This is a genomic window from Lentzea sp. DG1S-22 (genome assembly GCF_036321065.1).
Lineage (GTDB): Bacteria > Actinomycetota > Actinomycetes > Mycobacteriales > Pseudonocardiaceae > Lentzea > Lentzea jiangxiensis.
Genome location: NZ_CP143276.1, coordinates 7,661,492 through 7,679,537, shown reverse-complemented (window position 1 = coordinate 7,679,537; position 18,046 = coordinate 7,661,492). Strand labels below are relative to the sequence as shown.

General features: G+C 70.0%; 19 protein-coding genes and 1 riboswitch. Of the genes, 4 read left to right on the top strand and 15 right to left on the bottom strand.

Annotation, left to right across the window (positions count from 1 at the left end; genetic code table 11):
* Positions 1-20 precede the first annotated feature (20 nt).
* The gene (locus V1227_RS36555) at positions 21-917 is read left to right on the top strand and encodes a LysR family transcriptional regulator (protein WP_329789706.1); all 897 of its coding nucleotides are present in this window, start codon (positions 21-23) and stop codon (positions 915-917) included.
* Here the strand turns inward: V1227_RS36555 and V1227_RS36550 are convergent.
* From V1227_RS36550 to V1227_RS36530, 5 genes are all read right to left on the bottom strand, one after another.
* Entirely contained in the window at positions 906-1,508 is a 603-nt protein-coding gene (locus V1227_RS36550) for an NAD(P)-dependent oxidoreductase (protein WP_329789705.1), read from the bottom strand. The two genes, V1227_RS36555 and V1227_RS36550, sit on opposite strands and share 12 nt — an antisense overlap.
* Before the next feature lie 73 nt (positions 1,509-1,581).
* On the bottom strand, positions 1,582-2,466 hold the full coding sequence (locus V1227_RS36545; RefSeq protein WP_329794202.1) for an RluA family pseudouridine synthase: 885 nt from the start codon (positions 2,464-2,466) through the stop codon (positions 1,582-1,584).
* A gap of 41 nt (positions 2,467-2,507) precedes the next feature.
* The gene (gene lspA, locus V1227_RS36540) at positions 2,508-3,215 is read right to left on the bottom strand and encodes a signal peptidase II (RefSeq protein WP_329789704.1); all 708 of its coding nucleotides are present in this window, start codon (positions 3,213-3,215) and stop codon (positions 2,508-2,510) included.
* Positions 3,216-3,238: 23 nt separating this feature from the next.
* Positions 3,239-4,570, bottom strand: coding sequence for an aminotransferase class V-fold PLP-dependent enzyme (locus V1227_RS36535; protein ID WP_329789703.1), 1,332 nt, complete (start codon positions 4,568-4,570; stop codon positions 3,239-3,241).
* A 37-nt stretch (positions 4,571-4,607) separates the two neighbouring features.
* Positions 4,608-4,722, bottom strand: a riboswitch (SAM riboswitch).
* A 73-nt stretch (positions 4,723-4,795) separates the two neighbouring features.
* On the bottom strand, positions 4,796-6,274 hold the full coding sequence (locus V1227_RS36530) for a potassium/proton antiporter (protein WP_329789702.1): 1,479 nt from the start codon (positions 6,272-6,274) through the stop codon (positions 4,796-4,798).
* 139 nt (positions 6,275-6,413) lie between these two features.
* Between V1227_RS36530 and V1227_RS36525 the strand changes: the two genes are divergently transcribed.
* Complete coding sequence (locus V1227_RS36525; RefSeq protein WP_329789701.1) at positions 6,414-7,346, top strand: M28 family metallopeptidase; 933 nt, start codon at positions 6,414-6,416, stop codon at positions 7,344-7,346.
* A 12-nt stretch (positions 7,347-7,358) separates the two neighbouring features.
* Here the strand turns inward: V1227_RS36525 and V1227_RS36520 are convergent, their stop codons facing one another.
* A complete protein-coding gene (locus tag V1227_RS36520; protein ID WP_329789700.1) occupies positions 7,359-7,895 on the bottom strand; it encodes a TetR/AcrR family transcriptional regulator in 537 nt (178 codons plus the stop codon).
* A 58-nt stretch (positions 7,896-7,953) separates the two neighbouring features.
* On the opposite strand from V1227_RS36520, the gene V1227_RS36515 reads away from it, so the two are divergent.
* The gene (locus V1227_RS36515; protein ID WP_329789699.1) at positions 7,954-8,409 is read left to right on the top strand and encodes an SRPBCC family protein; all 456 of its coding nucleotides are present in this window, start codon (positions 7,954-7,956) and stop codon (positions 8,407-8,409) included.
* Between the two features lie 54 nt (positions 8,410-8,463).
* Here the strand turns inward: V1227_RS36515 and ileS are convergent, their stop codons facing one another.
* Positions 8,464-11,568, bottom strand: a complete 3,105-nt coding sequence (gene ileS, locus V1227_RS36510; protein WP_329789698.1) for an isoleucine--tRNA ligase — start codon at positions 11,566-11,568, stop codon at positions 8,464-8,466.
* Between the two features lie 247 nt (positions 11,569-11,815).
* On the opposite strand from ileS, the gene V1227_RS36505 reads away from it, so the two are divergent.
* On the top strand, positions 11,816-12,160 hold the full coding sequence (locus tag V1227_RS36505; protein ID WP_329789697.1) for a DoxX family protein: 345 nt from the start codon (positions 11,816-11,818) through the stop codon (positions 12,158-12,160).
* A 22-nt stretch (positions 12,161-12,182) separates the two neighbouring features.
* Here the strand turns inward: V1227_RS36505 and V1227_RS36500 are convergent, their stop codons facing one another.
* The 8 genes from V1227_RS36500 to pgeF form a co-directional block, all read right to left on the bottom strand.
* A complete protein-coding gene (locus V1227_RS36500; protein ID WP_329789696.1) occupies positions 12,183-12,779 on the bottom strand; it encodes a TetR/AcrR family transcriptional regulator in 597 nt (198 codons plus the stop codon).
* 10 nt (positions 12,780-12,789) lie between these two features.
* Entirely contained in the window at positions 12,790-13,533 is a 744-nt protein-coding gene (locus V1227_RS36495) for an alpha/beta fold hydrolase (protein WP_329789695.1), read from the bottom strand.
* Between the two features lie 138 nt (positions 13,534-13,671).
* Positions 13,672-14,175: a hypothetical protein gene (locus V1227_RS36490; protein ID WP_329789694.1), complete on the bottom strand. Its 504-nt coding sequence runs from the start codon at positions 14,173-14,175 to the stop codon at positions 13,672-13,674.
* 15 nt (positions 14,176-14,190) lie between these two features.
* Positions 14,191-15,006, bottom strand: a complete 816-nt coding sequence (gene wag31 / locus V1227_RS36485; RefSeq protein ID WP_089917266.1) for a DivIVA-like cell division protein Wag31 — start codon at positions 15,004-15,006, stop codon at positions 14,191-14,193.
* Between the two features lie 48 nt (positions 15,007-15,054).
* A complete protein-coding gene (locus V1227_RS36480) occupies positions 15,055-15,330 on the bottom strand; it encodes a YggT family protein (RefSeq protein WP_089950699.1) in 276 nt (91 codons plus the stop codon).
* 18 nt (positions 15,331-15,348) lie between these two features.
* Positions 15,349-16,005, bottom strand: coding sequence for a cell division protein SepF (gene sepF, locus V1227_RS36475; protein ID WP_329789693.1), 657 nt, complete (start codon positions 16,003-16,005; stop codon positions 15,349-15,351).
* A gap of 68 nt (positions 16,006-16,073) precedes the next feature.
* Positions 16,074-16,772, bottom strand: a complete 699-nt coding sequence (locus V1227_RS36470; RefSeq protein ID WP_329789692.1) for a YggS family pyridoxal phosphate-dependent enzyme — start codon at positions 16,770-16,772, stop codon at positions 16,074-16,076.
* Positions 16,769-17,473 (bottom strand): peptidoglycan editing factor PgeF, encoded by a 705-nt coding sequence (pgeF, locus tag V1227_RS36465; protein WP_329789691.1) that lies wholly within the window; start codon positions 17,471-17,473, stop codon positions 16,769-16,771. The genes V1227_RS36470 and pgeF overlap by 4 nt, the downstream gene beginning before the upstream one ends.
* Positions 17,474-18,046 lie beyond the last annotated feature (573 nt).

The following is an 18,046-nucleotide window of genomic DNA, read 5'->3' as shown; positions in this document are numbered from 1 at the left end:
TTCCTCCAAGATTGTCCGTCATGCAAGCGGATCTGAACCTGCTGACCGTGCTGGACGCCCTGCTCGAAGAGGGCAGCGTGATGGGGGCGGCGCAACGGCTGCACCTGTCGTCGCCGGCGGTCAGCCGCACGCTCGGCCGGATCAGGAAGGTGACGGGCGACGACATCCTGGTGCGGACGGGGCACACGATGACGCCGACGCCGTACGCGCTGGCGATCGCCGACGAGGTGCACCGGCTGGTGCGGCAGGCCAACGCCGTGCTGGCGCCGAGCCGTGAGCTGGACCTGGCCGGACTGGACCGCACGTTCACCGTCCAGTGCCACGACGCCCTGGCCTCGTCGGTGGTGCCGGCACTGGTCGGCAGGATCGCGGAGCAGGCTCCCGGCGTGCGGCTGCGGGTGCTCGCCGAGCACTCCGCCGACACCGACGACCTGCGGCACGGCCGGGTCGACCTGGAGCTCGGCGGTGGTGCTCCCGACCTCCCCGAGTTCCGCTCGGAGACGCTCGGCACCGACCCGCTCGAGGTGGTCGCGCGGTCCGGCCACCCGTGCACCGACCTGGACCTGCGCTCCTACGCCGAGCACCCGCACGTGCTGGTCTCCCGGCGCGGACGGCTCACCGCCCCGATCGACGACCTGCTGGCCGCGCAGGGCCTGCGGCGGCGGGTGATCGCGACCGTGGCCACGGTGCACTCCGCCCTGCAGATCGCGGCCGCGAGCGACGCGCTGGTGACCACCACGGCGATCCTCTGCCGCCCGCTGATCGAGGCGTTCGGGCTGGTCACCCACCCGTTGCCGGCCGAGTCGCCGGAGGCACCGGTCAACTGCAACTGGCACCAGCGCTACGACTCCGACCTCGCCCACGCCTGGCTGCGCGACCAGGTGCGGACGACCGTCCAGGACGTTCTAGGCCGCTAGCGGCAACGCGACCGAGCCGGCGAACCGCGGCTGCTCGGCCTCGTCGAGCATGGCCGCCGCCACGGTGTCGCGACTGATCTTGACGCCCAGGTCGAACGGGGGCGCGGCGTCGAGACCGACCGTGCGGCCGGGACCGGACGGTTCGTCGCTCAGCACCCCTGCGTGGAAGACGGTGCCGCCGGCGGAGAGCACGGCGTTGTCGGCCGCGACCTTGTCGGGGATGCGGTCGCCGAAGAACTTCCACAGCACCTCGGCACCCGGACCCGCCGCGTCGGCGGACGGACCCGTTCCGTAGGCGCCGAGCCAGACGATCCGGCGCGGTCCGGCGGCGATCACGGCCCGGGCGCCGTCGTGCAGCACGCCGGGCACGTCGGTGCCGAGCCCGGACACCACGACGGAGTCCGGGAAGACGACCGCGGCGATGCTCGCGGGGTCCGTCACGTCGCCCGCCACCTTGCGGAGGTTCTCGTGGTCGAGGCCGATCCGCCGCGGGTCGCGGGCGACGGCCGTGACGGTGTGGCCGCGGCCGAGGGCCTGCCGGGCCAGCGCGAGACCGGTCCGTCCGGAGGCTGCGAGAACGATGAGGTTCATGCCGAGAACGCTATGGAGCACACCGATTGACATCAAGTGCAACGTCGTCAACCGGTGATTTACCCAGACGCAATCAGCCCTCGTCGCGCAGCTTCTCCAGCGCCGCGGCCAGGTCGTCCGGGTAGTCCGAGGTGAACGCGACCCACTCGCCGGTGCCGGGGTGGTGGAACCCGAGCTGGCGCGCGTGCAGCCACTGCCGCGACACCCCGAGGCGCTTGGCCAGCGTCGGGTCGGCGCCGTACGTCAGGTCGCCCACGCACGGGTGGTGCAGCGCCGAGAAGTGCACGCGGATCTGGTGGGTGCGCCCGGTCTCCAGGTGCACCTCGACGAACGACGCCGCGCGGAACGCCTCGATCACCTCGTAGTGCGTGATGGAGGGCTTGCCGGAGTTCATCACGGCGAACTTGTAGTCGTGCTTCGGGTGGCGGTCGATCGGGGCGTCGATGGTGCCCTTGATCGGGTCAGGGTGGCCCTGCACGATCGCGTGGTAGACCTTGTCGACGGTCCGCTCCTTGAAGGCGTGCTTCAGCGCGGAGTAGGCCGACTCGGACTTCGCGACGACCATGACGCCGGTCGTGCCGACGTCGAGCCGGTGCACGACGCCCTGGCGCTCGGCGGCACCGGACGTGGCGACGCGGTGGCCCGCGGCGGCGAGCCCGCCCACCACGGTCGGCCCGGTCCAGCCCGGCGACGGGTGCACGGCGACACCGACGGGCTTGTCGACGACGATGATGTCGTCGTCCTCGTGGATGATCTCCAGGCCCTCGACGGGGATCGCCTGCACGGTGATCGGCTGCGGCGGCGCCGGCAGCGTGATCTCGAGCATCGCCCCGGCCGTCAGCCGGTCGGACTTGCCGACGACGCGGCCGTTGACCAGCACCTCGTCCGCGTCGGCGATGGCAGCGACGGCCGTGCGCGAGAGGCCCAGGAGCTTCGCGAGGCCGGCGTCCACGCGCATGCCGTCCAGACCGTCGGGAATCGGCAGCGTTCGGTATCCGCTCAAGCGGGGTCCTCGACCTTCTTCTCCTTGTGAACCGTCCCGTCGTAGTCGTGCTGCAGGAGCGCCAGCACGATGATCGTGGCGCCACCGCCGACGATCGCCATGTCGGCGACGTTGAACACCGGCCACACACGGCCGAACGGGTCGAAAAGCGACAGGAAGTCCACCACGTGGCCGCGCATCGGCCCCGGCTCGCGGAACAGGCGGTCGGCGAGGTTGCCGACGGCGCCGCCCAGCACCAGGCCCAGGCCGACGGCCCAGCCCTGCGAGCGGAGGTTGCGCGAGATCCAGAGGATGAACCCGACGACGCCCAGCGCGATCAGCGCCAGGATCCACGTCCAGCCCTCGGCGAGGCCGAAGGCGGCACCGGGGTTGCGGACGAACGTCAGGTAGAGCGCGCCCCCGAAGACCTTGATCGGGTCGGCACCCTCGAGGAACGCCACGGACAGGACCTTGGTGAGCACGTCCAGGGCCAGCACGCCGCCGGCCAGCACCGCGAGGAGCGTGGTCTTCGGCTCCGGCAGCGAGCCGGTGATCGAGAAGCCCTCCTCGTCGTCCTCCGCCTCCGCGGGGGACTCGGCCTCGGCGGGCTCCTCGGCCGCGACCACGGTCGCCTCGGCCGTCCCGGGCTCGCTGACCTGCACCTCGGCAGGCGGTTCAGCGGCCTTCCCGGAGACCTTCTCCGCGGCCTTGGACTCGTCACTCACCAGGTCATTGTCCACTACCGGGACTACGCGAGGAACGGCGGCAGGGTTCGGCCGTCGTCCTCGGGCACCCAGCGGCCGTCGCGCCGGGTGTAGGTCCACTTCGGACCTTCGGTGACGAGCGTGCGCAACGCCGCCACCAAGCGGTCGACGTGCTCGGCCGTCGTGCCGAGGCCGATCGACGCGCGCACGGCACGCTGTTCGTGCGATCCGGCCTTCTTCACCAGGCGACTCACGATCACGTGCGCGCAGAACGCGCCGTCGCGGACACCGATGCCGTACTCGGCGGAGAGCGCCGCCGCGAGGAAGCCCGCGTCGAAACCGCTGATCGTGAAGCTCACGACGCCGACCTTGTCGGCGTCGGTCAGGATCGACAGCTCGCGGAAGCCGGGAACCGTGCGCAGGCCGTCCCGCAGGCGCGTCAGCAGCTCCTGCTCGTGCGCGACCGTCTGCTCCCAGTGCCGCGACAGGATCTCGCAGGCCGCCGCGAGGGCGTGCACGCCGACGACGTTCGGGCTGCCGGCCTCGTGCCGCTCGGGCACGGCGGACCACGCGACGCCCAGGCGGTCGCCGTGGTCGGTGACCTTCGAGGTCGCGCCGCCGCCGACGAGGTACGGCTGGGCCTGCTGCAACCAGTCGGCACGGCCGACCAGCACGCCGGCGCCGAACGGCGCGTAGATCTTGTGCCCGGAGAAGGCCACGTAGTCGACGCCCAGCTCACGGGCGTTGATCGGGCGGTGCGGGGCGAGCTGCGCGGCGTCGAGCGCGATGCGCGCGCCGTGGCGGCGGGCGAGGTTCGCGAACTCGGCGACCGGCCACAGCTCCCCCGTGACGTTGGACGCCCCGGTGACGATCACGAGCCGAGGGCCGACCGGGGCGGCGGCGAGAGCCCGGTCCAGCGCCACCACCGCGGCGCCGGACGAAGACGGAGCGGGAACGCGCTGGACGTTCGGCCCGCGCCACGGCAGCAGCGCCGCGTGGTGCTCGCTGTCGAACAGGACGACCGCGGTGTTGCGGGGAACGCTGCGCGCCAACAGGTTCAGCGAGTCGGTGGTGTTGCGGGTGAAGACGACGGTGTCGGAGGGGTGCGCGCCGACGAACCTGCGGACGCGGTCGCGCGCCTGCTCGTAGACGCGGGTCGAGACCTGGGAGGCGAACCCGGCACCGCGGTGCACGCTGGCGTACCAGGGCAGCAGCTCGTCGACGGCGTCGCGCACCTCCTGCAGGCAGGGCGCCGACGCCGCGTGGTCGAGGTTGGCGTAGGTGACGCGCTCTCCGGTCACCAGGGGAACCCGCAGGTCGGCACCGACGACGGCCGGGACGGAAGTGGTGGTTCCAGGGGTGATCGCGAGCGTCATCGAGCTGCCTCCGAGGCCAGGGGCCCCGTGTCGCGAAGGCCCGCGCTTGACCGGCGCCCCACGCGCCGGACCAGGTCCTCACCAAGGGCACCCCACCGCGGTTGGAGGGTTGCCGGCCAGCAAGCTTGGGCTTGACGCTGGCTCTCATGACCTGCCGACGACGTTAGCGGAGGGTGACGCGCTCGTCGACACCCGATTCACATGCTGGGAAGGCTCGCAGACCGATCATTCGCCGGTCTCGCCCTTCCAGCGCGCGTAGCGGCCGGCCCTGTCGACGGCTCGAACGCGCCGTTCAGCGGCTTCGCGCGCCTCCTCCGTCGTCACGATGAGCAACTGGTCCTCGGTCTGGAGCCGGGTCGTCGGTTGTGGCGTGAAACTCTTCCCGCCGCGCACCACGAGGCTCACCGTGGCGCCGCCGGGCAGCCTCAGCTCGGACATGTAGACGCCGTGCAGCTTCGACCCGCGCTGGATGTGCACCTGCAGCAGCTCGGCGCCGAGCTCGTCGAGCGGCGAGGAGTCGACCTGGACCTCCAACGCCTCCCCCGTCTTCACCAGCCCCAGTCGGCGCGCGAGGAACGGCAGCGTCGTGCCCTGCACGATCGTCAGGATGATGACCAGCAGGAACACCACGTCGACCAGCTGCCGCGCGCCCTCGACCCCCTGGATCAGCGGGATCAGCGCGAACACGATCGGCACCGCGCCGCGCAGGCCGGACCACGAGAGGAACGCCTGCTCACGCCACGGCACCTTGAACGGCAGCGAGGCCAGCACCACCGACAACGGCCGGGCGACGAACGTCAGCACCACGCCCGCGACCAGCGCGGGGAACAGCACGTCGAGCAGCCGTGACGGCGAGGCGTAGAGGCCGAGCAGGACGAAGAGCCCGATCTGGGCCAGCCAGCCGAGACCTTCGGCGAACGAGAGCGTGTCGGCGCGGTGCGGCAGGCGGGCGTTGCCGAGCACCAGCGCGGCGACGTAGGTGGCGAGGAAGCCGGAGGCGTGCGCGAGGTCGCCGGCCGTGTAGGCCATCACGCACACGGCCACGGTGGCGAGCGGGTAGAGACCGGTCGAGGGCAGCGCCGCGCGTCTCAGGCCCGCGGCGCCCAGGACGCCCAGCAGGACGCCGATGAGCGCTCCCGCGCCCAGTTCGTAGACCACCAGCAGCGGCGCGGTCCACGAGATCCGGTCCGAGGACGCCAGCAGCACGACGGCGATGTAGACCGGTGCGTCGTTGAGACCGGACTCCAGTTCGAGCGCGCCCGTGAGCCGCGCCCCGACACCCAACGACCGCAGGACGCTGAACACGGCCGCGGCGTCGGTGGACGACAGCACCGCTCCCCAGAGCAACGCGATCCGCCAGTCGAGGCCGAGCAGGAAGTGCAGTGCCGTACCGGTGACGGCGACGCTCACCACAACGGCCACTGTGGACAGTGCGACCCCCAGCCACAGCGAGGGTTTCACCGCGCTCCAGCGGGTGGTGATGCCGCCCTCGGTCAGGATCAGCACCAGTGCGGCGATGCCGAGGGACTGCGTGAGGCCGGCGTCGTCGAACCTGATGCCGAAGACGGACTCGCCGAGGAGCACGCCGATGCCGAGGTACAGCAACAGCGAGGGCAGGCCGAGGCGAGTCGACACCCGCACCGCGATCACGGAGATCAGCAGCACGACGGCACCGACACCCAGAACGACCGTGACGTCACCCACCCGGACCATTCTGGTTGATCACCATCGATTCCGACGAATCAGACGAGTCAACAACTCCAGCCGTTCGCCCCTAGCGGGGTCATGCACGACGGAGCATGTTGATCAGTGGCTCAATCCCAACCCTGCACGGAGTTGAACCATGAGGATCCTGATCGCACTGGCGGCCGCCTTGACGATGGCCGGAGCAACCACGGCGCAAGCCGCCGCACCGTCGGCACTGGCGGCGCCCGACATCAACGTGGCGAACGTGCAAGCCCACCTCAACCAGTTCCAGTCCATCGCGAACGCCAACGGCGGCAACCGCGCCCACGGACGTCCGGGGTACCTGGCCTCGGTCAACTGGGTGAAGGGCAAGCTCGACGCGGCGGGCTTCACCACCCGCGTCCAGTCGTTCACCTACAACGGCGCCACCGGCTACAACCTGATCGCGGACTACCCCGGCGGCGACACCAACAACACGGTCATGCTCGGCGGCCACCTCGACAGCGTCACGTCGGGCCCCGGCATCAACGACAACGGCACGGGGTCCGCGTCCCTGCTCGAGGTCGCCCTGCAGATGAGGGCGACGGGCTTCCAGCCGACCAAGCACGTGCGGTTCGGCTGGTGGGGCGCCGAGGAGCTCGGCCTGCGCGGGTCGACGTTCTACGTGAACTCGCTGAGCACCACCGACCGGTCGAAGATCAAGGCATACCTGAACTTCGACATGACCGGCTCGCCCAACCCCGGCTACTTCGTCTACAGCGCCTCCGGCCAGCCCTCCGGCTCGCTCGCGCTGCAGCAGCGGCTCCAGGCGGGCTTCACGGCGCTCAACGTCCAGACCGAGCTGACCAGCGTCGGCGGCCGCTCCGACCACGCGGCGTTCGCCCGCGCGGGCATCCCGGTCGGCGGCACCTTCACCGGCGCCGAGGGCATCAAGACCGCGGCCCAGGCGCAGAAGTGGGGCGGCACGGCCGGCCAGGCCTACGACCGCTGCTACCACCGCTCCTGCGACACCACGGCGAACGTCAGCACCACGGCGCTCGACCGGAACGCGGACGTGATCGCCTCCGCGCTGTGGGCGACCGCTTCCTGATCACCTGCCTGATCACCGGGCGGTGAGCACCTGCACGGCCTCGTCGAGCACCGGTTCGACGAGGCCGGGCAGGCTCACCCACATCTGCGCCTGCCCGAGGTAGAGGCTGAACGCGATCAACGCCCGCTTCCTCGCGTGGTCCCGGTCGAACCCGAGCCGCACGAAGAGCTCCGTGACGTAGCCGATCCGCTTCTTCGTGACCCGCTCGAGAACGGGCGCGATCACCTCGTTGCCCGCCCCGGCCTGCAACGCCATCTCGACCGAGCCCTTGCGGGTCGTGTCGAGCACCAGGGTGAACAACGTCCTGAGCTTGTCCTGCGGCGTCCCCTCGGACTCGACGAGCTCGATGACCTTCTCGGTGTGCTCCCGCTCCCACCGCTCGACGGTCGCCCGCAGCAACGCCTCGCGGTTCGGGAAGTGGTGGTAGACGCTGCCCTTCGTGGCGCCGGCCCGCGCCGCCAGCGGCTCGATCGCGACGGCGCCGAGCCCGCCTTCGGCCAGCGCTCTCAGCGCTATCTCAGTCCAGTCGTCACGATTCCGCCGCGCCACGCTCCCATACGCTACCGTACGGTCCAGGAACATACGGCAGCGTATGGAAGGGGCTCTCATGATCAGGAACGTCCACACCCGCGACCTCGGCGTGCCCGCGGGCCCGTTCGTCGACCGCATCCAGGAGCTCTGGCCACCGGCGTGGGGCAAGCTGGAGTTCGACCGGCCGCTCGGGGTCGGCGCCGACGGCGGGCACGGGCCGATCCGCTACCGCTGCACCGAGTTCGTGCCCGGCGAGTCGATCACCTTCGAGTTCGTCGACATGTCGGGCAGTCACACGCTCTCGGCGTCCGGCACGGTCCTGCGGCACGAGCTGATCGGCCGGTTCGCCCTCGTGGACCGGCTGCGCTGGGTGCTGGCGATCAGATGGCTGCACGACGCGTGCCTGGAGGACCTGTTCGACGCCTGCGAACGCGCGGCGGGCCGGGAACCGAAGGCCCCGGCCCGCTGGTCCTGGTACGTGCGCCAGGTGCGGCGCCTGTTCGCCCCGAAGCGTCAGCCACAACGCGCGTGACGCGAAAACGACGAAGGGCCGCCGTCCGAAGACAGCGGCCCCCCACCACTGCTGTCAGGCCTTCGCGACGGCGACCTTCACCTTGGCACCGTCGCCGACCGTGCCCTCGGACGTGCCCTCACCGAACACCACCGAGGTCGTCAGCGTCTCCGACTGCACGAACGGCAGGTGCGGCTCCACGGCGGCCTTCACCGCGTCCGGCAGGTCCAGCGTCAGCGTGATCCGGTCGGACACGTCGAGCTGGGCGTCCTTGCGGGCCTGCTGCACCACGCGCACGAGGTCACGTGCGACGCCCTCGGCCTCGAGCTCCGGCGTCACCGCCGTGTCGAGCACGACGACACCGGCGCCGCCCGGCAGAGCGGCCGTGGCAGCGGGATCCGTTGCCACCAGGCGCTGTTCGTACTCGCCCTCGAACAGCTCGACGCCCGCGGCCACCACGCGACCGTCCACTTCGGACCAATCACCGGCCTTGACGGCCTTGATGACCTTCTGCACGTTCGGCCCGAGGCGCGGACCGGCGGCACGCGCGTTCACGACGAGCTGGAACTGGCCGTAGGCGTCGACGTCCGTGGACAGCGACACCTCCTTGACGTTGACCTCGTCGCGCACGATCTCGGCGAAGTCCTCCAGCGACGCCGCCACCGGGGAGGCGACCGTCAGGCGCGCCAGCGGCAGCCGCACGCGCAGCTTGTTCGCCTTGCGCAGCGACAACGCCGTCGAGCAGACGTCGCGCACCTCGTCCATCGCCGCCACGAGGGCGTCGTCCGCCGGCACGTCCGACACCGACGGGAAGTCCGTCAGGTGCACCGAACGGCCACCGGTCAGCCCGCGCCACACGACCTCGGTCGTGTACGGCAGCAACGGCGCCGCCACGCGCGTGACGACCTCCAGCACGGTGTGCAGGGTGTCGATCGCGTCCTGCTCGCCGTCCCAGAACCGCTGCCGCGACCGGCGCACGTACCAGTTCGTCAGCACCTCCAGGTACTCGCGCACCAGCTGGCACGCGCCGGAGATGTCGTAGCCGTCCATCGCCGCCTGCACGTCGCGGACCAGGTCGTGCGTCTTCGCCAGCGCGTACCGGTCGAGCACGTTCTTCGAGTCGACGCGCCACGTGCCCTCCTTCCCGGCGGCGTTGGAGTACAGCGCCAGGAAGTACCAGGAGTTCCACAGCGGCAGCACCGCCTGGCGCACCGCGTCGCGGATGCCGCGCTCGGTCACGACCAGGTCGCCGCCGCGCAGGATCGGCGACGCCATGAGGAACCAGCGCATGGCGTCCGAGCCGTCGCGGTCGAAGACCTCGTTGACGTCCGGGTAGTTCTTGAGCGACTTCGACATCTTCTGGCCGTCGTCACCGAGGACGATGCCGTGCGCCACGCAGTCGCGGAACGCCGGCCGGTCGAACAACGCCGTCGCGAGCACGTGCAGCGTGTAGAACCAGCCGCGCGTCTGCCCGTTGTACTCGACGATGAAGTTCCCGGGGTAGTGCTCCTCGAACCACTTCGCGTTCTCGAACGGGTAGTGCACCTGCGCGAACGACATCGAGCCCGACTCGAACCAGCAGTCGAGCACGTCCGGGATGCGGCGCATGACCGACTTGCCGGACGGGTCGTCCGGGTTCGGCCGCGTCAGCTCGTCGATGTAGGGCCGGTGCAGGTTGTCCGGGCGCACGCCGAAGTCGCGCTCCAGCTCGTCCAGCGACCCGTACACGTCCGTGCGCGGGAACTCGGGGTTGTCCGAGGTCCACACGGGCAGCGGCGAGCCCCAGTACCGGTTGCGCGAGATGTTCCAGTCGCGCGCGTTCTCGAGCCACTTGCCGAACTGGCCGTCCCTGATGTGGCCGGGCACCCAGTTGATCTGCTGGTTGAGCTCGACCATCCGGTCCTTGAACTGCGTGACCGCGACGAACCACGCCGACAGCGCGCGCTGGATCAGCGGGTTGTTGCACCGCCAGCAGTGCGGGTACGGGTGGTCGTAGGTCTCGTGGCGCAGCAGCAGGCCCGCTTCCTTGAGGTCGCGGATGATCAGCTTGTTCGCCTCGAAGACGTGGACGCCCTGGTACGGCGCCACTTCCGCGGTGAACTTGCCGTCCGGCCCGACCGGCACGACGACCTCGATGCCCGCCGCGTCCGTCACGACCTTGTCGTCCTCACCGAACGCCGGTGCGATGTGGACGATGCCCGTGCCGTCGTCGGTGGTCACGTAGTCGGCCGTGAGGACCTGGTGCGCGTTCTCGCGACCCACGAAGAAGTCGAACGGCGGCAGGTACTTCTTGCCGACCAGGTCCGAGCCCTTGTGGCGCGCGACGACCTCGGGCTCCTCGCCCAGCTCACGCGCGTACGCCGCGACGCGGGCCTCGGCGAGCAGGTACCTGTCGCCGTCGGAGCCCACCACGGTCACGTAGTCGACGTCCGGGTGCACGGCGGCGGCGAGGTTGCTCGGCAGCGTCCACGGCGTGGTTGTCCAGACCAGGGCCTTCTCACCGGACTCCAGGCGCAGCGCGACCGTGACGGCGGGGTCCTGCCGGTCGCGGTAGGCGTCGTCCATCTTGGTCTCGGTGTTGGACAGCGGCGTCTGGCAACGCCAGCAGTACCAGAGCACCCGGAAGCCCTCGTAGATCAAGCCCTTGTCCCACAAGGCCTTGAACGCCCACATGACGCTTTCCATGTAGTCGAGGTCGAGCGTCTTGTAGTCGTTGTCGAAGTCGACCCAGCGGGCCTGGCGCGTCACGTACTCACGCCACTGGTCCGTGTACTGCAGCACGGACGTGCGGCACGCCTCGTTGAACTTCTCGATGCCGAGCTCGTCGATCTCGTGCTTCTGCGTGATGCCGAGCTGCTTCTCGGCCTCGTACTCGGCCGGCATGCCGTGCGTGTCCCAGCCGAACCGGCGCTCGACGTGCTTGCCGCGCATCGTCTGGTAGCGCGGCACGACGTCCTTGACGTAGCCGGTCAGCAGGTGGCCGTAGTGCGGCAGCCCGTTCGCGAACGGCGGGCCGTCGTAGAAGACGAACTCGTTCTCGCCGTGCTCACCCGCCGGGTTGCGGTCGATGCTCGCCTGGAAGGTCTCGTCGTCCTTCCAGTACCCGAGCACGTCCTGCTCGAGGTTCGGAAAGGACGGCTGCGCCGGGACCTCGTTCGCTCCGGCCCTGGGGTAGGCCATCTCCACTGCTCCTCGCGGTCAGATGCGACACGCGAGGACGACACGCCGATGTGGCTCGGCCTGCCGCGGTACCACCCCGCTTGCCCACCTCGCGGTGAGCCTCTCGTTCTTCGGCTGTGACGGGCCGGTCCCGTCCGGTTCTACTGAGACGCTCGCGCGTCCGTTCTTCCGGAGGCTCCCCGGTGATGGCCGGATCGGTGCCTGTGAGTTACAGGGTAACCGGAGGCGCAAACCGTATGCTCGCCCGATGACGTTGACCATCGCGTTGTCGATCGCGCTGGCCCTGCTGTTCGTGGCGACGGGCGCGGGCAAGCTGTTCGGCGCGAAGGCGTCACTCGAGGCCCGCGACCACTTCCGGATGAACCCGGCGCTGTGGCGCACGATCGGCGCGCTGGAGTGGGCGGGCGCCGCGGGCCTGGTGGTCGGCCTGGTCACGTGGGAGTGGGTGGCGCACGCGGCCGCCGTCGGGCTCGGGCTGCTGATGGCCGGCGCCACGATCACGCGGCTGAGGTACGACTCGAAGCCGACGGGCGTGGTCGTGGACCTGGCGCTGCTGGCCCTGCTGATCATGTTGCTGTTCCTGGACCGCTGAGGAGCCAGGCCACCGGGCGCGATCAGTCGCCGAGGCCGGGCCTCAACCCGTTGATCAGCAACCGCACGAGGTGCCGCACGTCGTAACGCACGCCCTTGGCCGCATTCGCGCCGGCGCAGATGCTCCCCACCGCGCGCATCAGCTCGTTCGGGTCCTGGCCGGGCACGATCTCCCCCGCCGCGGCGGCCGCCTCCAGCAACCGCGTGCAGACGGGGACGAGGTGTTCGAGGAAGTAGTCGTGCAGCGGGTCGTAGCAGGCCTCGCCGGACTGCAGGACCGACGCGAGCCCCTGCTTGGTGACGACGAAGCCGACGAACTGGTCGATCCACCTCGTCAGGGCCCGGTGGGGGCTCGCCTCGGCGGCGAGCAGGGCGGGGCCTGCCTCGGAGAGCGCTTCCACCTGCGAGCGGTAGACGGCCACGATCAGGTCGGCCCGCGTCGGGTAGTGGCGGTAGATGGTCGCGGTCCCCACACCGGCGCGGGCGGCGATCTCGCGGATCGACGCGTTGACGCCCGAGGTGACGAACACGGCGGCCGCGGCCTCGAGCACGCTCCCGGCGTTGCGGCGCGCGTCGGCGCGTCGCTGCGGGGATCCCGCGGTGCCGGGGGCGTCGCTCACAGCCTTGATCCTAACGACCGGCACCCGCCGGGGCGGACGCCCGCGCCGAGGCCTGAGATCCGATGTCGAGCAGCATCCCTGCCAGTTCGGCGGGCATGGTGATCATGCAGTCGTGGCCCGTCGCGAGCTCCCGCACGTCGGCGGGGTCGCCGTTCGGCTGCACGGCGGGGACCGGACGGAGTTCGACGCCGGGGGGCGTCACCGTGCAGTGGACGTGCGTGCGCGGGATCGCGGCCAGGGCGGGCGCGTCCATGGCGACCGGTTCCCGCAGGCACAGCGCGGACTGGTCGGAGACCATGGTGTTCAGCCACGCGATGTCGGCGTCGTCGGTGAGGCCGAACAACCCGAAGGGCGCGGGCGGCGGGGGCACCCGCCAGTCGCTGCCGATCATGTCGCGGATGATCGGCAGGACGTCGAGCGCGCTCTCGCCGTCGGTGGGCACCATGGCGTCGAGGTAGACGAGGCGCGCGATCCGTTCCGGCACCTCGTTGGCCACGCCGGAGATCACCATGCCCGCGTAGCTGTGCCCGACCAGGACGACGTCGGTCAGGTCCTCGTCGACCAGCAGCCCGACGACGTCGGCGATGTGCGTGCCGAGGCCGACGTCCGGGCTCAGCAGGTGCCGGGTCTCCCCGTAACCGGTGAGCGTCGGGGCGAACACCCTGCTCCCGCTCGCTCCCAGCCTCGGCACGACCCGTGCCCAGGACTGACCGCTGTGCCATGCCCCGTGGACAAGTACGTACGTCACCGCCACGATCTCTCCTCACGTAAGTGGGACGCTGTCCCGTTACTATATGGGACAGCGTCCCACTTACGTGGGACAAGGAGGTGCCACAGCGGCACGAGGAAGAAGAAAGCCCTGGCCGTCACCGCGGCCGGATGCCGGCGGCGATCAGGAGGACGCGTCCCGCGGCCGGGCGCGATGGCGCGACACCAGCGTCGAATCGGGACTGCACAGGGCACACGGGGTGAACTGCAGTTGCCGTGCCTCCTGCACCGGGAGGCCCACGGTGGGCCTCCCGGCGAGCCAGGAACACGAGCTCAGGTGGTACCGGGGCCGTTCGTCCAGCACCCGGACCTCGTCCACCAGATCGGCCACGACGAGCAGGTCCGCCGCGTCGGTGTCCTCTTCCGGTGGTTCCTCGTCCGCGGGCGGCGTGTCGGCTACCGCCGGCTCGACCACCCGTTGATCATCTTCTGCAGCGAGTTGATCTACACTCTGCGCGTCGGCCGCGGGGTCCCCCGGACGCCGCCGCCACCAGTCCCAAGCGAGGACCAGGGCGGCGAGCACGCTCGCTCCCACGGACGACCACGCCCAGATGTTGTCGGACGTGGTCAGCGCAGGTACGAGCAGCCCGAGGGCAGCCAACACCAGAAGCAGAACTACGAAGAGCACCTAGCGAACAGTAGTTCAGCCCGCTTCGGCGCGTGCGCCGAACGAGTAGCCCTGGGAACGGCCCTCGGACGGAGCGGCCGGGCCGCGGTCCTGGAGGTCGCGCAGGGACGACTCGAGCATGGTCTTCAGTCGCGTGCGGTACTCGCGCTCGAACGTCTGCAGCTTGTCGATCTGCTTCTCGAGCGTGTTCTTCTCCTGGGTGATGTTCCCCATCACCTCGGCGTGCTTGCGCTGCGCGTCGCGGTCCAGCGCGGTGGCCTTCTCACGGGCCTGCCGCTCCAGCGTCTCCGAACGCGTGCGCGCGTCGTTCAGCATGGTCTCGGCACGCGTGCGCGCCTCGTTGACCATCGTGTCGGCCTTGGCGCGAGCCTCGGACAACAACTGCTCGGACTTCGTGCGGGCCTCGGACAGCATGCCGTCCGCTTCGGCCTTCGCCTCGCCCGTCAGCCGGTCCGCCATCTCCTGGGCGAGACCCAGGACCTTCGCGGCCTGCACGTGGTGGTCTCCGCCACCACCGGGGGACGTCTGCTCCATCACCGTGGGCGGCGGGACCGGCGCCAGGCGGCGCGGCTCCTCCACCGGCATGCGGCTCGTCATGGGGCCGGAGGAAGCCTTGGCGCGTGCGTCGTCGAGGTCTGCACGCGCGGTCTCGAGCTGCTGGTCGAGCTGCTCGACCTGCTGACGGAGGTCGTTGTTCTCCTCGATCAAGCGGGCCAGCTCGCCCTCAACCAGGTCGAGGAACGCATCAACCTCGTCCTCGTTGTAGCCCCGCTTGCCAATCGGTGGCTTGCTGAATGCAACATTGTGCACGTCAGCGGGGGTCAACGGCATCGGATCACCTCTCGCACTCCTGGGCTGCGGTCATCCCACGGTTCCCCGTCACCTGGGATCTGCGAATCGCATCAGAATGATAACGACCAGCCACAGCACAATAATCGATAGGTCCAGCCCGACGCCCCCGATCCGCACAGTCGGGATCACCCGACGGAGTGCACGAACCGGTGGGTCGGTGACCGTGTAGACGGTCTCCAGCGTCACGGCTACGCCGCCCGCTGGGCGCCACTCCCTCGCGAACGTCCGCACCATCTCGACCACGACACGCGCGGTCAGGAACAGCGAGAACGCGAAGAGGACGTAGAAGATGACGAGACGGATCGGGTCCACGGGTCAACTCTAACCGTGGTTGCCGAACCCGCCCTCGGCCAGCTTCCTCCGGTCCTCCGCCGTGACGTCAACGTTCGGCGGTGAGAGAAGGAACACCCTGCTGGTGATCTTGTCCATCGACCCGCGCAGAGCGAACGCGAGTCCGGCCGAGAAGTCGACGAGGCGCTTCGCGTCCGCGTCGTCCATGTCGGTCAGGTTCAAGATCACCGGGGTGCCGTCGCGGTAGTGCTCCCCGATCGTGCGCGCCTCGCTGTAGTTACGGGGGTGAAGCGTGGTGATGCGCGCCATCGGGTTGCCTGCCGGTTCAGCGGCGACAGGACGCAGCCTGCTCACGGGTTCACGCTGCGGCTCGACCGCGAGTGCGCCGTGCACGGGTGCATCGGCGCTCCAGCGACGCGTGCTCGAGGGGGTGCCCCCGCGCCGCGACTCCGGCTCGTAGTCGTCCGGCTCGTCGATGTCGGGCCGGTACCCGGAGCCCTGGAGCTCCGACCGGCCCGGCGTGAACACGCGACTGCGCCGCGGGTAGGGGTCGTAGTCGTCGGCCTCGGCCGCGTACTCGGACCGGTAGTCGCCGTAGCGACCCCGGTCGTCGTCGTAGCCGGGGTCGTCTGCGTACTCGGCGGGGACCATCCCGAAGTAGGCCTTCAGCTTGTGCAAAGCGCTCATTCCAGCCCCTCCTCGGCGGTGCCCCACTCTTAGGGGACGGTGCGGACGGTCCCGAGGTTCCCGACAACCTATGGCGAGGTTAGTCGCCGGCTGCCGAGCAACGCCGTTCCGACACGCACACAGGTCGATCCGTGCGAGATGGCATCTTCCAGGTCACCACTCATTCCCGCTGACACACCGGTGGCAGTGGGATGATCATCACGTAGCCCAGATACCACCGAAGCCAACGCTTGAAACGCCTGCGAAGCATCCATCGTCAAAGGCGCGACAGTCATCGCACCTCGCAGAATAAGATCACCCGAACGAGCGATCACGCCAGCGAGTTCCGCCACATCGCCCAGCGCCACTCCCCCGCGCGACGTATCGCCGTCGATGCTGACCTGCAGCAACACGTCCAACGTCCGCCCGCGGGCCCGCGCCGCCTTGGCCAGCGCCTCGGCCAGCCGGACGCTGTCGACCGAGTCGACCTGATCGGCCCACCCGACGACGGACTTCGCTTTGTTGCGCTGCAATCGCCCGACCATGTGCCATCTCGCGCCTTCGAGATGTCTCAATTGGGCGACCTTGGCACTCGCTTCCTGATCCCGGTTCTCCGCGAAGTTCCGCAACCCGAGCTCGTAAAGGATCTCGACATCGCTCGCCGGCCAGGTTTTCGTCACCGCGAGCAACATCACTTCACTTCGCTCACGCCCCGCCGCCTCACACGCTTCGGCGATCCGTTCCTCGACCTCCGCGAGGTTCTGCCGCAACTCCTCGGCGCGGTTCACGGCTCAATCCAAATCACGGACGCAAGCCGCCCCGTGGGCGCCTGCCGCCGATGGCTGAAGAGGTCCTTCTCCTCGAACGTGCACCGCGGGTCGACCCCGATCTTCCCGACCCCGGCACTGGCGAGCTGGTTCCACAACCCGGCCTTCAGGTCCAGCGCAGGCGTGCCCTTCCGCGACTTCGACGCGCTACCGGGCAGGTGCTTCTCGACGTCCTTCTGCATCTCGGCGGGCACCTCGTAGCACTCACCGCACACAGCGGGCCCGAGCAGAACCTCGATGCGCTCCAGCTCCGCCCCGAGCGCCATCATCGCCTTGAGCGCCTCGACCACCACCCCGACCCGAGCCCCGACACGCCCGGCGTGCACCGCCCCGACAACCCCGGCCTCCTGATCCCCGAGCAACACGGGCACGCAGTCAGCCGTCAACACGACAAGCCCCAGACCAGCCCGTTTCGTCACAACAGCATCAGTGGCCTCCAGCGCCCCGGCCACAGGCCCGTCCACCGTGGCGACGGTCCGCCCGTGCACCTGCTCCATCCAGACCAGCCGCTCGGGCGTCAACCCGATCCCCGCAGCAAGACGAGCCCGGTTGGCCTCGACCGCCTCCCCGTCGTCCCCGACGTGATCGCCGAGGTTGAACGACTCGTACGGCCCCTTGGAAACCCCACCGGCGCGGGTGGTGACAACACGACGAATGCGCACGCCTACACCCTAGTTCGCACGCCCGTTGCCGGACCGCGAGGCCGATGGCGAGGGGAAGGGGAGGCGAGAAGGACGGTAGGGCGTCGTAGGGGGAGATCACGGCGTCGGCGAAGGCGCGGGTGCGGGCGCGACGAGGTGACGGCCGGGGCGAGGGGAGAGCGGGCGGGGCGTCGGCGGGGTGAGCCACTCGCTTCCGCGAAGCCGACGGCGAGTCGCTTTTGCTCTTGGCTTTTCGCACACGAACCGGGTGGGGCAACGCCACCCTCAAAGCAACCGGCAGCCGCCCAAAGCACCAGGCGTGCCATCAACCCGCGAACGGCGCCGGCCCGGTTTTCGATCAGATTGGCGGGTCCGGGGCAGAGCCCCGTGCAGTGCTCGCAACCGCAACGTCACCGCACGCACCCCAACCACCTACGAACAACAAACGCGCCAGCCGCCAACGAACCAGGGAGGCGACCAACGCAACAGCCGCGCCCGCCCACAGAGACTCACCCACAGGCAGCCGCCAACAGGCACCCATCCACAGGCACCCAGCCAACGACGCTGACCGACGCCCACCGACCGGCTCTCCAC